Origin of the sequence: Bacillus sp. MUM 116 (assembly GCF_001866655.1) — a bacterium.
In the GTDB taxonomy this organism is placed as follows: domain Bacteria; phylum Bacillota; class Bacilli; order Bacillales; family Cytobacillaceae; genus Neobacillus.
Genome location: NZ_MLYR01000083.1, coordinates 1 through 13,514 on the forward strand (window position 1 = coordinate 1; position 13,514 = coordinate 13,514).

Here is a 13,514-nt window from a genome sequence, read left to right on the forward strand (position 1 = left end):
AGATTGGTGTCTAACATTTACGGGGCAGTTCAAAAGGACCAGTGTTCTCCTTACTATTTCTTCAGCAAATGAAGTTCCCTATAAAGCTTCTTATAATCAAGGTACATGGCAATCCGCCAAGGTAAAAGCATACTAAACGCAAGCAGGAAGAACATTCCGCTTAATTGGAACGGATCAATTGCGGAGCTTAGGACGGATTTTAAGGCAATCCTGATGACCAACAGACCAACTAAGATAAAAATAAAAGCCTTCGAACGTTTTAAATAAATATCATTATCACGAATTTCGAATTTTGATGTTTTTATTAGAAAAATAGAAAACAATGCCCCCACAATGACTGCCTCCACAATTTCCCATCCGGTTAGTCTAAATTGGGGAGCAACATACATTAAGGCCCCTGATGCCATGAAAAATGGCGGTAAAATGATTTTCTTTGCATTTGTCGGTTTTTTTGCCGCTTTTATTCGGACAAACATGACCATAATGGCCATAAAGGCAGCAACAATTGAAGAGATAACAACCGTGTTCATAGGTTATTCATTCCTTATCTACATATTTTCTTACTCATTATATATCAAAAATTTTATGTTGAAAAAAGATATTTGCACCATGTTTAACATTTTTTTATTCCATATTGAAAAAATCAAAGCAATCCATCCAAAAAACGGAAAATGAAAAACCATTTCGGGAATAACCTGAAATGGCTGTTTATTTTAAAGCACGATTAAGTGCTTCCATTACGCGACAGTCGTCAAATGGTTTTACAATAAAGTCCTTGGCTCCCGCCTCAATGGCCTCCATGATAATTTTTTGCTGGCCCATTGCAGAACACATAATCACCCTTGCTTCAGGAAAATCCTGGCGAATGGACTTGATTGCATCAATCCCGCTCATTTCCGGCATAGTAATATCCATTGTGACCAGGTCGGGTTTTAATTCCTTGTATAGCTGGACAGCCTCAAGGCCGGTCTCAGCTTCCCCAACAACAACATGCTCTGTTTTATTTAAAATCGTCTTTAATGTGTTTCTCATTAAACTTTTATCATCCACAATCAATATCCTTGCCAATTCACTTCCCCCACTAAAGATGCCAAAAAGCATCTAAGAACAAAATTATTCATTATGAGTCTATTATATTTGAAAACAAAGAATATTTACAGGATTTTCAAGTTATTTCGCATTAAAAACCACTAAAGCCGCCAAAAAGCATTTGGAAGACCTGAATGATTTTTGTCATCCAGTCAAAGAAAAGGATAATCCCCATTACAATCATGATATAACCGCCAATTTTGACAATCTTTTGGCTATGTCTCTTAATCCATTTCATTCGGCCAACAAAGAAAGAGAGAATGAAAAATGGAATCGCAAATCCAAGAGAATATGCTGTCATATATAAGACACCTGAACCCGGATTTGATGCGGCTAAAAGAATTACAGAAGAGAGAATCGGTCCCGTACAAGGTGTCCAGCCGGCAGCAAAAGCCATCCCAATTAAGATGGACCCAATATAACCAGATGGCCGGTTTTTAAACTCGTACTTACGATCTTTCATCAAAAAATCAGGACTTAAGATCCCGACAATCATCAACCCAAAGAAAATAATAAAAATTCCGCCTAACTGGCGAATTAAATCTTTATACTCGCGGAAAAAGCCGCCTACAAAAGAAGTGCCAAATCCAATCGCAATAAAGATACACGAAAAACCAATTAAGAAAAATAACGTATGTAACAAACTCCGTTTTTGAAGCATCGCATTTTCAGATCTCAATTCCCCTACGGACATTCCTGTGATATACGATAAAAATGCCGGGTAAAGAGGCAAACAGCAAGGTGAGATAAAGCTTAGAAATCCCGCACCTAATGCTAAAAAAATATTCACATCAGACATATAAACACTCCTAATAAATCGATACCTATTTCATTCTAACAAAACTAGTCGATAAAAGATAATGATTATCTTGAATATTTTGTGACTCTTGCTGAATTTATTCTTCTCTTAGAAAATACTCACAATGTTGCAATAATATCCCTGTAAATAATGGATAATTTTTTACAAATCCCTTTGAATTTATTCCCAACATAGGTTATACTAGTAAAACAAATTAATAGATTTGGATTATTCATTCTATATACAAATTGGAGTTTTTCCGGAAAGGACATCGGCCGTGATCAAACAAGAACTAATCGCATTAATCGAAAAGAAGCGAGCTGAATTAATTCAAGTCGCGATCACCAACGGCTTGAGTTCCTCCGTTGCTATACGCTACAGCCAGGAGCTTGATCATCTATTAAATGAATATAATCGAACATATATAAAGAAACCACAACAATTAGTGAGTCAATAAGAAAAGCGGAAGCGCCTTGGTCAGCCTCAGGCATAATGCTGGAGGTCCTGGCGATGAAGTCGTTCTTTCACTTCATCGCCAGGGCCGAAGCAACCTAGGAAAAAAGCAGTTCATTTTTTCCCTCGAGGGGCTAGGCGCTGGAGCTAGACAATAAGAAAGCCTGGCAATAAATTCGCCAGGCTTTTTCCTATTCATTTACCACATTTTCAAACCGTTCAATCGCACCATTTTGTAATAAGAACATTTTATGATAAAGACCTTCCTGTGCAAGCAACTCTTGATGGGTGCCCCGCTCAACGATTTCCCCTTGATGGAGAACTAGAATCAGGTCAGCATCCTGAATCGTAGATAAGCGGTGGGCAATGGCAATCGTTGTCCGGCCTTTGCGCATTTTTGCAAGAGCCGTTTGAATCGCCTCTTCTGTTTCCGTATCAATATTCGCAGTCGCTTCATCCAACACAAGAATTTTCGGATTTGCTGCAATCGTTCGCGCAAAGGCTATCAATTGCCTTTGACCGCTGGAAAAAGTAGAGCCTCTTTCTACTACTTTATGATTATACCCTTCCTCAAGTTTTTCAATAAAGCCATGAGCCTGAACAAACTTGGCTGCCTCCTCTACTTGTTCATCCGTTAAATCCGAATTATGGAGACGAATATTGTCCTTTACGGTCCCATAAAACAAAAACGAATCCTGTAAAACAAGCCCCATTTTCTCCCTTAATTCCTCTTTCGAAAACTGGCGAATCGACACTCCATCGATGAAAATATCCCCACGCTCATATTCATAAAATCGCATCAACAAATTAATGATGGAACTTTTGCCACTTCCGGTATGGCCGACTAGTGCAACCGTTTCCCCCGGATTCGCCGTAAAAGAAATATCCTTTAATACATCCCGCACCCCATCGTAAGAAAAGCTTAAATGTTTGAACTCGATTTTTCCCTCATGAATTCTTAGCAATCGTTCTTCGTGCTGGGCCGGTGCCATTTCATCCTCATCCAATAATTTAAATACACGCCCCCCAGCAACAATCGCCTGTTGGTACAAGGACAGACGCATCATCATTTGGTTAACCGGCTCAAAAAAACGATCCAAATAATTGATGAAAGCATACAAGACTCCGATTTCAACAGAATGATTAAAGGAAGTAATCCCAAAAAAGCTTAAAACAATAATCAAGCCAAAAATATAAATCAAGTCATTTGCCGGTCGTAACAAGAGACCATCCACTTTGATATTTTTCATCCCTGCTTGATAATGTTGTTCATTGATATCCGCAAATTCTTTCCGGAGCCTTTTTTCCTGGCGAAACACTTGAATAATCGACATTCCCGATAGCGATTCGCTCAATTTTGCATTCAATTGGCTTAATCGTTCGCGCATATCAGAATAAAAACGGGAGCTGTATTTTCGGTATAGGTTCATGACGAATAACACAATCGGAATGATAATCACGCAAAGAAGGGTAAGCTTTACGTTTAAGATAAACATCGCGATAAAAATTCCAATCAACAGAAATCCGCTTTGTATGAACGTCGCGAGGACCGTCACAAACATATCCTTAATTGCTTCGGTATCATTGGTTACCCTTGAAACGATACTGCCGGCCGGCGTTTTATCAAAATAACGCAATCCAAGTGCCTGTACCTTGGAAAAAACGTCAATCCGCAGCTGTTGAATAATTTTTAAGGCGATATCTTGGAACTTAACCAATTGAAAGAACATTAGTAATGCTTTGATGATTTGGATTCCCATATAAACTGCCCCTAAAATGAACAAGGGCTGGAACGCTAATTTCCCAGGTGTTAAATAATCATCAATGAAGATTTTCACAAGAATTGGCCCTACAATATCTCCTACTGTTGTAAGAAGAAGCAAAATAAAGGCCCAGCTCAATGCTTTTTTGTGTGGTTTTGTATAGGAGAGCAGGCGCAAAAGAACTTTTTTATCCGTTGTTTTGGCGAAATTCGTTGTTTTTTCCATGTTAACGTCCCCCATTCTCCACCAACTCCTCAAGCTGCTGGTGTATATACATTTCTTTATACCATCCTTCAGCTGCCATCAATTCATTATGTGTGCCTCTTTCAATAATTTTCCCTTCATCTAAAACGATGATTAGATTCGCATGCTGAATGGCGCTTAACCGGTGTGATGTAATGATGGTGGTTTTTCCTGTGCGGTTTTCTCTTAAAGCGGAAAGAATCGCTTCTTCGGTTTTAGCATCAACGGCTGACAAGGAATCATCCAGTACCAATACTTCAGGATTCATCATGAGAGCCCGGGCAATCGAAATCCGCTGTTTTTGCCCGCCGGATAGGGATACACCCCGTTCCCCAACAACGGTTTGATAACCATCGGTAAATTTGAGGATATCATCATGGATATTCGCTAATTTAGCGGCAGCCTCAATTTCATTTTGTGGAACCCTTGGATTGGTGAAAGCAATATTTTCGGCGACAGTTGCCGAAAATAAAAAATGGTCCTGAGGAACATAGCCGATTGTCTCGCGAAGTTTTTCCAGCTTGTAAGCCTGAATACTTTTTCCGCCAAACAGAATTTCTCCTTGGTTATTTTCAAATTCTCGGATCAGCAGTTTTAATAAGGTCGTTTTCCCTGCACCTGTTTTCCCGACAATCCCAAGTGTTTCCCCTCGGTTTAATTGAAATGAAATATCCTTTAACATTGCTTCAGTTTCACCTGTATAGGTGAACTTCGAAATATTATATTGAATATCTCCGCTTGGAACTACATTTAAAGCCGGTTTGGTGTCACGGATTTCTACCGGTTCCCCGAGAAGCTGCGATACACGGTCATAGGAAGCACGGCCGCGCTCTACGATATTAAACAACCAGCCAAACGCGAGCATCGGCCAGATTAATAATCCCAAATAAGTCGTAAACGAAATCAGTTCCCCGATTGTCAGCTCACCGCTTAGGACATATTTCGCTCCAAAAACAATCGAGAGGAAAAAGGAAATCGTAACAATGATTGAAATTGTCGGATCATAGAGTGAATCAATTTTTGCGACGATGATATTTTTTTGCACGACATCCTCTGATTGCTTTCGGAAATCCTCAATATCTTCTTTTTCCTGACCAAAGGTTTTGATTACCTTTATCCCGGTAATGCTTTCTTGTGTTTTATCATTTAACGATGAAAACGCTTCCTGAGCTTTGTGAAAAGTACGGTGCAGCATGGTTCCGAACCAGCTTGTTAACATCGCCATAAACGGCATCGGAATAAGGCAAATTAATGTTAACTTCCAGCTGATGGTAAATGCCATAGCTAAGATGACAAACCCGCCGGTGGATAGGGAATCAACGAGAGTAAGGACACCTGAACCTGCTGTTTGCTGAATTGCCTGAAGATCATTTGTCGCATGTGCCATTAGGTCACCGATGCGGCGCTTTTGGTAAAACGCCGGTGACATATTCGTAAAATGCTGATATAATCGATCTCGCAGGATTTTCGAGAGCTTAACGGAGGAACCAAATATCATAATTCTCCAATAATATCGCAACACATACGTCATCAGGGCAACTACAATTAAAACTACAACCCACTCTAGGAGAATTCCTTTTGTCATTGTCCCTTCCTTAATATGGTCGGCGATGATTCCAATTACCTTCGGCGGAACCAGCTGCAATAAGGCAACAAATAATAAAAGCAGTGTTCCTGTTATGTACGATTTTTTCTCTTGTTTAAAAAACCAGCCCAAATTCAAAAAAACCCTCATGTAAACCTCCCCCGAATTCTCTATCTATATATTGGATAATCATTTTAACAAATTTTTCAAAAATAATAAAGATTTCGAAACTCCTAGAAACATGAAAAAAAGCACCCATATACACGAGTGCTTGTCGGTTTATTTTGATTGCTGCTTGTTCATTGCATTCATCATTTGGTTGATTTTCTTTTGCGATGGCTTCATACCCATTTGCATCATCATCATTTTAAGCATTTGCTCATTGATTGGCGGATTTTTCTTTAAATAGCTCATCATATACTTACGAGCAATGAAAAATCCTAGTGCTACACCGACAAGTAATGCCAGTATACCAACTAGAACGTACATCATTAAATTTCCTCCTTCATGTTGTCTACCATACACAGTGTACTAAAATTATTAGGAATATACAATATTTGTTTTTATTTATACATATTTTCTTTCTTTAATCGGCTTTAACCAGCCAAAACGCTCGTGCTCCAGGTCAATTGCCAAAAAAGAAGACTCACATTTCCTAAGAACTTCAAAAAACACTGTTTCTGCCTCATAACTGCCAGTGGCCTCTACCGAAATGAAATCTGAAAAGACCGCTAATTTTGCTGAACTTAGTTTTCCATTCAATTCAATAGAATATGTGCCATGTTCCGCCTTAAATCCCTTAATTTTTCCGAGTTGTTTCTGCAAAAGTTTATGAATTTTTAAAACCTCAACCGTTTTTGTTATATAAGTAATTTGTTTTCCTGTAATATATTTTAGCTCGCCAAAAGCTCTTTCATGTTCTCGAAAAAGCTGAAAAAACATGCACTCGCTTCCGAAGTAATGGGCGGCAAATTCATCTTCTATTAAATATAGCCGATAGTTTCTCACCACAATCTCTCCTTCGACAAAAACCCTTTTTTCTATTATAAAAAAACAAAATTAAAACATTTGTCTTTCGGCGGCAAAAACTTTCACTACTTTTGTCGATTCTTTTAGGTTTGATGGAAAATTCGAAAAAGTCAAACTCTATTATACTGCAGAAAAGTAATGAAAGCAAAAAAGAGAACAGCCGTTAAAGCTGTTCTCCTATAAAAGTGATATTTATTTTTGTAATAATGCTTTCACACGGGAAACTACATTATTTACGCTGAAGCCGTATTCTTCCATGATTTTTTCACCAGGAGCAGATGCACCGAATTTATCTATTGCTAAAACTTCGCCTTCGTCTCCTACATATTTATGCCAGCCTAAGGAAGCGCCCACTTCAATTCCAAGGCGTTTCTTCACATTTTTAGGAAGAACGGAATCTTTGTAATCTTGTGATTGAGCTTCAAAACGATCCCAAGAAGGCATGCTGACTACAGAAACCTGTACACCTTCTCCTGCTAATGCTTTTTGTGCTTCAACAGCAAGTCCTACTTCAGAACCGCTGGCAAGTAACAATGCATCTGGAGTTTCTTTTTCAGCAGCAGAAATAACGTAAGCACCTTTTGAAACACCTTCGTATGCATTAACATCGGTTCCTTTAATCGTAGGTAAGTCCTGTCGAGTCAAAACAAGTACAGTTGGTTTGTTGGTTGACTCCACAGCAAGCTTCCAAGCAGCTGCTGTTTCATTACCATCTGCCGGACGAACGACAGAAAGATTCGGCATAGCACGTAGAGCCGCAAGTTGTTCAATTGGTTCATGTGTCGGACCGTCTTCCCCAACCGCAATACTATCATGCGTAAACACATATGTTACTGGTAATCCCATTAGAGCTGCCAAACGAATCGCAGGACGTAAGTAGTCAGAGAAAACAAAGAAAGTTCCACCGAATACTTTTACGCCGCCATGAAGTGCAATCCCGTTCATAGCCGCACCCATCGCAAATTCACGAACACCGAACCAGATATTACGGCCTTCATAGGAATCCGGCATGAAGTCATTTGAGCCTTTAATTAAGGTTTTATTTGAACCAGCAAGGTCAGCTGAACCACCGATAAGGATTGGTAAATTTTTCGCAATGCCATTTAACACTTCACTTGAAGAAGCACGGCTTGCAAGGCCTTTGCCTTCTTGGTAAACTGGAATATCTTGATCCCAGCCTTCAGGAAGTTCATGTTTTAATGCTTTTTCAAGCTGCGCACCTAACTCAGGGTATTCCTTTTTGTATTGTTCAAAAAGGTCATTCCATTCTTTTTCTTTCTTCTCGCCATTTTCAACGATAAGTTTTTGGAAGTTTTCATAAACTTCTTGAGGGACATGGAAGTCTTCATCAAATGTCCATTTGTAAGCTTCTTTAGTTAACTTTAATTCAGCAGCACCTAATGGAGCACCATGGACGCCGGAAGTTCCTGCTCGGTTTGGTGAACCATAACCAATAACGGTTTTCACTTCTATCATCGTCGGGCGTTCTAAATCACTTTTCGCTTCTTCTATTGCTTTTGCGATTTCTTCAAGGTTGTTTCCATCCTCTACACGGATGTATTGCCAGCCATAGGCCTGGAAACGTTCTTTAACACTTTCAGAGAAAGACTTGTCTAAATCTCCATCAAGAGAAATATCATTCGAATCATATAAAACAACTAAACGGCCTAATTTCAAGTGTCCTGCAAGGGATGCTGCTTCCGCAGATACACCCTCCATTAAATCACCATCACCACACATGCTGTATGTATAATGATTCACAAGTTCAAATTTATTTTTGTTATAAACGCTTGCTACATGGCGTTCTGCCATCGCCATTCCAACTGCCATTGCAATACCTTGACCAAGTGGTCCAGTTGTAGCTTCAACACCTTCAGTGTGACCATATTCCGGGTGACCAGGTGTTTTACTCCCCCATTGACGGAATTGTTTTAAATCATCCATTGTCACATTGTATCCGGATAGGTGAAGCATGCTGTATAACAACGCGGAACCATGTCCAGCGGATAATACAAAACGATCACGGTTAAACCATTGTGGATTGTTTGGATTGTGATTCATAAAACGAGTCCACAAGGTGTAAGTCATTGGAGCTGCACCCATCGGCATCCCAGGATGTCCTGAATTTGCTTTTTCAATCGCATCAATAGCAAGTGTGCGGATTGATGTTACTGATAATGCATCAATTGTGTCAAACATAAATTACATCCTTTCCTGAATAATAGGATTATTAGTACAATAATAATATTAAAGGTCTGACATCATTTATTCAACTAGTTGCATCAAAATAAGTTTTTGTAAGCCTTATCATTTTATATTTTCACTCAAAATGGGTCTTGCTATGTAAAAAAGGAATACAAAAATGTATTCCTTTGGGTCTTTTAATGAAGAGTATTCTTTTTTCTATCTTTGATTTTTTCGGGTGTTACATCGTTACCTAGTGGATCGATAATTTTTGTATTCGTTAAGGTCTCTAACATATTAGAGCGAAAAACAGCTAAATATTCACTTCTTAATTTTGATTGCTCTTTTGCTTCTAGTTCCGTTAGTCCAGTTGTTTTTGACTTTTTAGCTAATTCATTAATTCTTGCTAATTTTTCCTTTGAAAGCAAAATAACCCCACCTTTCGAAGCAAGTGATCATAGATATTGGCTCTATTAAATTTGACTGTTGATTTCCGCACTAGGTACGAGCGGTACGGGGAGCCTCCTCGTCGCTTCGCTCCTGCGGGGTCTGCCCTGCCCCGTATTCCCAAAGGAGTCTTTACACCTTCCGCTACAATCAACAGGGTTACAAAATCAACATTGAACTTTAACATAGCCTAGATATTGAATCCATGACAATTGATTTTACTAGAAAAGGCTTCGTATGACAAGGCAAATGATTAATCTTCTTCAGATTGTATATATTCTTGATATCTTCTATGTACGGTGGCTTTTGAAATATTATAGCCAAATCCTCTTAATGTAGCGGCAATTTCGGCAAAAGTTAATTTGTTTTTTCTCAATCGGACAATTTCTTCGATAGGGGCATCAATTTTTTCTCTTCCGGAGTTTTCACCTAGATTCTTAAGGTTTTTCTCTGGTTTATATCCTTGTTGCACAGCCCGTTTCATTCCACGTTTGATTTTGATGTTATGAAGCTTACGCTGGTATTCCTCGACCATTCCAACGATTTGCAGCACCATTGAATCTGATTCGGAAAGCTGAAGCTCCCCATTTTGTGAAATACTAAAAAGCTTAATGCCTTCTTTTAAAATGCAATGCAGTAGAGCAATTTTTGCATTTCCTCGGCCAAGCCTTGTTTCATCCTGAATTAATACGGCTTGAATCGGTTCGTCCTTAATGGTTTGAAGAAGTTGAAGAATTCCTTCCCTTTCAAGTTCATAACCACTTGCCTGTTCCTTAATGACGGATACGACTTCAAATTGATACTGTTTTGCAAGCTGAGTAAGTTCTTCCTCCTGTCTTTTAAGAGAGGTTTCCTGCGTCTCTTTTGTTGTACTCACTCGGCAATAGATAATTGCTTTCATTCTTTAATCTCTCTTTCTATTCTCCAGCAGCACTAGCTAATTCTGTTGAAGATGAGCTCTTATAGTTAACTGGAATGACGATCTCTTCTCCAGGATAGATTTGTTCATCTTCTAATTTATTATGGAGTTTGACCCAATTTACGAATTCCTTGTTGGAAAGTGAATGTTCATTTGCGTATTCCTGAGAAATTTTCCAAAGCGAATCCCCTTCGGAAACGGTAATTTTTTGATAATGATCATTAGCAGCCGAATTAAAATCAACCGAAAACATGAAAGCTAGGATGCAGCTTAACCCAATTAGAATAATAGAAAATGAATATCGGTTCCATAATTTTTTCATTACAAACACCTCTCAATAGAATATATGTTCGTTTATTTGACTTTATTATAATCCGAACATTTGTTTGTTGTCAACAAAAATTCGAACTTATGTTTGTATAAAATTAGCGAACATGCTATAATTAAGGTAACAATTACTAGTGGCGAGGTGGAAATTACCATGGCTAAAATTTCTAAACGGCAGCAGGATATCCTTGATTTCATCAAAGGTGAAGTAAAGAAAAAAGGATATCCCCCCTCAGTTCGGGAAATCGGAGAAGCAGTCGGGCTTGCATCCAGCTCTACTGTTCACGGTCATTTAGCTAGATTAGAAAGTAAAGGTCTGATAAGAAGAGACCCTACTAAACCAAGAGCAATCGAAATATTAGAAGTAGATGAAGCGGCACAAATTCCAAGAAATAACGTAGTCAATGTACCAGTTGTTGGTAAAGTAACTGCCGGGCTTCCGATTACAGCAATTGAAAACGTTGAAGAGTATTTTCCACTTCCAGAAAGACTTGCACCTCAAGACGAACACGTATTTATGTTGGAAATTATGGGTCAAAGTATGATTGAAGCAGGAATCCTTGATGGGGATTATGTCATTGTAAAACAACAGCAAACTGCTAATAATGGGGATATTGTTGTTGCTATGACAGAGGAGGATGAAGCAACCTGTAAGCGTTTCTTTAAAGAAAAGGATTATATTCGCCTACAGCCGGAAAATTCCACAATGGAACCTATCATTCTAAGAAATGTTTCCATCTTAGGTAAAGTGATTGGAGTATATCGACATATTCATTAAAAAGATGTTCAGCACAAAATGTGCTGACTCTTTTTTTCTGTAAAAACTATTTCCAATTTACAAATATTGAAAATTCAGTATTTTTTACCCATTCTTTATGAATAATAATTTTTATATAATGTAATTACACCAAGATTTTACCTTAGGTCAAAAAATTTAGGCTTAAGGAGGTTGAGAAACAGTGTTAAAAGACATTATTTTCTCTATTGTAATCGGTGGTGTAGTTGGAATAATTGGACATGTTCGAAAGCACGGAAAAATCATCATGCCCCGTAAGACAAAAAAATTCATTTACCTTGGATACTTGGAAGAAATGCTGCTGGGTGCCATTTTTTCACTATTACTCGTAATGTATATTTCTCCCGATTCTTACGTGGAAAAATTAACAATCTCAATCAGTGCCGGGATTGGCGGTGATGTAGTTTTGACCAGTTATAAGCAATTTAAGCAAAAAGGGTCTGAATAATGGGAGGATCTTATCCTAATCCCCATTTCCTGAAAAAATAATAAAACTCCTAAGCAACAGTGAGCTTAGGAGTTTTTTGTATTTTAATACATAGACATGTATTGTTCTCTTTCCCATGGGTGTACTACCGTACGGAACATATCCCATTCGATTTCTTTTGCTTCGACAAAGTGTTCGAAAATATGCTCTCCAAGACCAGATACAATGACTTCGCTTCTTTTTAATTCATCTAACGCTTGAGCTAGAGTTGCAGGAAGATCGATAATGCCCTCTTCGATTCGTTCTTCTTTGCTCATTACATAGATGTTGCGGTCCACAGCAGCTGGAGGAGTTAATTTATTTTTAATTCCATCTAAGCCTGCTTTTAAAAGAACAGCTAAAGCAAGGTATGGGTTTGCAGCCGGGTCAACACTGCGAACTTCTACACGTGTACTCATACCGCGTGAAGCCGGGATACGAATTAATGGTGAACGGTTTTGTGCAGACCAAGCTACGTAACAAGGTGCTTCATAACCAGGTACAAGGCGCTTATAAGAGTTAACTGTTGGGTTTGTCACAGCTGTAAAGCTTGGGGCATGTTTTAGGGTCCCAGCAATGAATTGACGAGCTGTATCACTTAACTCAAGGTCACCAGTTGGCTCATAAAAAGCATTTTTTCCATCTTTAAATAGCGACAGGTTGCAGTGCATTCCGGAACCGTTTACTCCGAATAATGGTTTTGGCATAAATGTAGCGTGTAAACCATGTTTACGTGCAATAGTTTTAACTACAAGTTTAAATGTTTGAATTTGGTCGCATGCTGTAACCGCATCTGCATATTTAAAGTCAATTTCGTGTTGTCCAGGAGCTACTTCGTGGTGAGAAGCTTCAATTTCAAAGCCCATTTCTTCCAGCTCAAGAACGATATCACGTCGGCAGTTTTCTCCTAAATCAGTTGGGGCTAGGTCGAAGTAGCCGCCTTGGTCATTTAATTCTAGAGTTGGTTCCCCTTTTTGATCCAGTTTAAACAAGAAGAATTCCGGCTCAGGTCCAAGGTTAAAATTCGTAAAACCAAGTTCCTTCATTTCTTCTAATACTCGTTTAAGGTTACTGCGCGGGTCGCCGGCAAATGGCTTGTCATCTGTGGTATAGATGTCACAAATCAAACGGGCAACTTTTCCTTTTTCCGCTGTCCAAGGGAATACAACCCAAGTATCAAGGTCAGGATAAAGACGCATGTCTGATTCTTCAATTCGAACAAATCCTTCGATTGAAGAGCCGTCAAACATCATTTTGTTATCTAATGCTTTTTCTAATTGACTGATTGGAATTTCCACATTTTTAATGGTTCCAAGGATATCTGTAAATTGTAAACGAATAAATTTAACATTTTCTTCTTGCGCAAAACGTCGAATATCTTCCTTAGTGTACTTAGCCATTTTATTACCCCCTG

Annotated in this window: 15 protein-coding genes; 3 read left to right on the plus strand and 12 right to left on the minus strand. The window is 38.7% G+C overall.

All coding sequences use genetic code 11. The features are described from left to right. Positions 1-53: 53 nt before the first annotated feature. The 3 genes from BIV60_RS18750 to BIV60_RS18760 all read right to left on the minus strand — a co-directional run bounded on the left by BIV60_RS18750 (position 54) and on the right by BIV60_RS18760 (position 1,888). Positions 54-530, minus strand: a complete 477-nt coding sequence (locus tag BIV60_RS18750; RefSeq protein WP_071357235.1) for a CcdC family protein — start codon at positions 528-530, stop codon at positions 54-56. Positions 531-708: 178 nt separating this feature from the next. Then, on the minus strand, positions 709-1,068 hold the full coding sequence (locus BIV60_RS18755; protein ID WP_071357236.1) for a response regulator: 360 nt from the start codon (positions 1,066-1,068) through the stop codon (positions 709-711). 112 nt (positions 1,069-1,180) lie between these two features. Continuing rightward, positions 1,181-1,888: a cytochrome c biogenesis CcdA family protein gene (locus tag BIV60_RS18760; protein WP_071357237.1), complete on the minus strand. Its 708-nt coding sequence runs from the start codon at positions 1,886-1,888 to the stop codon at positions 1,181-1,183. Positions 1,889-2,165: 277 nt separating this feature from the next. On the opposite strand from BIV60_RS18760, the gene BIV60_RS28605 reads away from it, so the two are divergent. Further along, the gene (locus tag BIV60_RS28605; RefSeq protein ID WP_083402322.1) at positions 2,166-2,345 is read left to right on the plus strand and encodes an aspartyl-phosphate phosphatase Spo0E family protein; all 180 of its coding nucleotides are present in this window, start codon (positions 2,166-2,168) and stop codon (positions 2,343-2,345) included. Positions 2,346-2,532: 187 nt separating this feature from the next. On the opposite strand, the gene BIV60_RS18765 is transcribed toward BIV60_RS28605, so the two are convergent. The 8 genes from BIV60_RS18765 to yneA all read right to left on the minus strand — a co-directional run bounded on the left by BIV60_RS18765 (position 2,533) and on the right by yneA (position 10,833). Then, positions 2,533-4,329: an ABC transporter ATP-binding protein gene (locus BIV60_RS18765; protein WP_071357238.1), complete on the minus strand. Its 1,797-nt coding sequence runs from the start codon at positions 4,327-4,329 to the stop codon at positions 2,533-2,535. Position 4,330: 1 nt separating this feature from the next. After that, positions 4,331-6,082 (minus strand): ABC transporter transmembrane domain-containing protein, encoded by a 1,752-nt coding sequence (locus BIV60_RS18770; protein ID WP_071357239.1) that lies wholly within the window; start codon positions 6,080-6,082, stop codon positions 4,331-4,333. Between the two features lie 129 nt (positions 6,083-6,211). Further along, positions 6,212-6,424, minus strand: a complete 213-nt coding sequence (locus BIV60_RS18775; protein WP_071357240.1) for a YneF family protein — start codon at positions 6,422-6,424, stop codon at positions 6,212-6,214. Between the two features lie 75 nt (positions 6,425-6,499). Continuing rightward, positions 6,500-6,940: a sporulation inhibitor of replication protein SirA gene (gene sirA, locus BIV60_RS18780; RefSeq protein ID WP_071357241.1), complete on the minus strand. Its 441-nt coding sequence runs from the start codon at positions 6,938-6,940 to the stop codon at positions 6,500-6,502. A gap of 213 nt (positions 6,941-7,153) precedes the next feature. Continuing rightward, positions 7,154-9,160: a transketolase gene (tkt, locus tag BIV60_RS18785; protein WP_071357242.1), complete on the minus strand. Its 2,007-nt coding sequence runs from the start codon at positions 9,158-9,160 to the stop codon at positions 7,154-7,156. Positions 9,161-9,342: 182 nt separating this feature from the next. After that, positions 9,343-9,573, minus strand: coding sequence for a DUF896 domain-containing protein (locus BIV60_RS18790; RefSeq protein WP_071357243.1), 231 nt, complete (start codon positions 9,571-9,573; stop codon positions 9,343-9,345). Positions 9,574-9,845: 272 nt separating this feature from the next. Next, positions 9,846-10,493 (minus strand): YneB family resolvase-like protein, encoded by a 648-nt coding sequence (locus BIV60_RS18795; protein ID WP_071357244.1) that lies wholly within the window; start codon positions 10,491-10,493, stop codon positions 9,846-9,848. Between the two features lie 16 nt (positions 10,494-10,509). Beyond that, the gene (gene yneA, locus BIV60_RS18800) at positions 10,510-10,833 is read right to left on the minus strand and encodes a cell division suppressor protein YneA (RefSeq protein WP_071357245.1); all 324 of its coding nucleotides are present in this window, start codon (positions 10,831-10,833) and stop codon (positions 10,510-10,512) included. A 159-nt stretch (positions 10,834-10,992) separates the two neighbouring features. Here yneA and lexA point away from each other — a divergent pair, with 159 nt between their 5' ends. Both lexA and BIV60_RS18810 read left to right on the plus strand, forming a co-directional pair. Continuing rightward, positions 10,993-11,616: a transcriptional repressor LexA gene (gene lexA / locus BIV60_RS18805; protein WP_071357246.1), complete on the plus strand. Its 624-nt coding sequence runs from the start codon at positions 10,993-10,995 to the stop codon at positions 11,614-11,616. Between the two features lie 181 nt (positions 11,617-11,797). Next, positions 11,798-12,082, plus strand: a complete 285-nt coding sequence (locus BIV60_RS18810) for a DUF4257 domain-containing protein (protein ID WP_071357247.1) — start codon at positions 11,798-11,800, stop codon at positions 12,080-12,082. Between the two features lie 83 nt (positions 12,083-12,165). Here the strand turns inward: BIV60_RS18810 and glnA are convergent, their stop codons facing one another. Then, complete coding sequence (gene glnA, locus BIV60_RS18815) at positions 12,166-13,500, minus strand: type I glutamate--ammonia ligase (protein WP_071357248.1); 1,335 nt, start codon at positions 13,498-13,500, stop codon at positions 12,166-12,168. Positions 13,501-13,514: the final 14 nt, after the last annotated feature.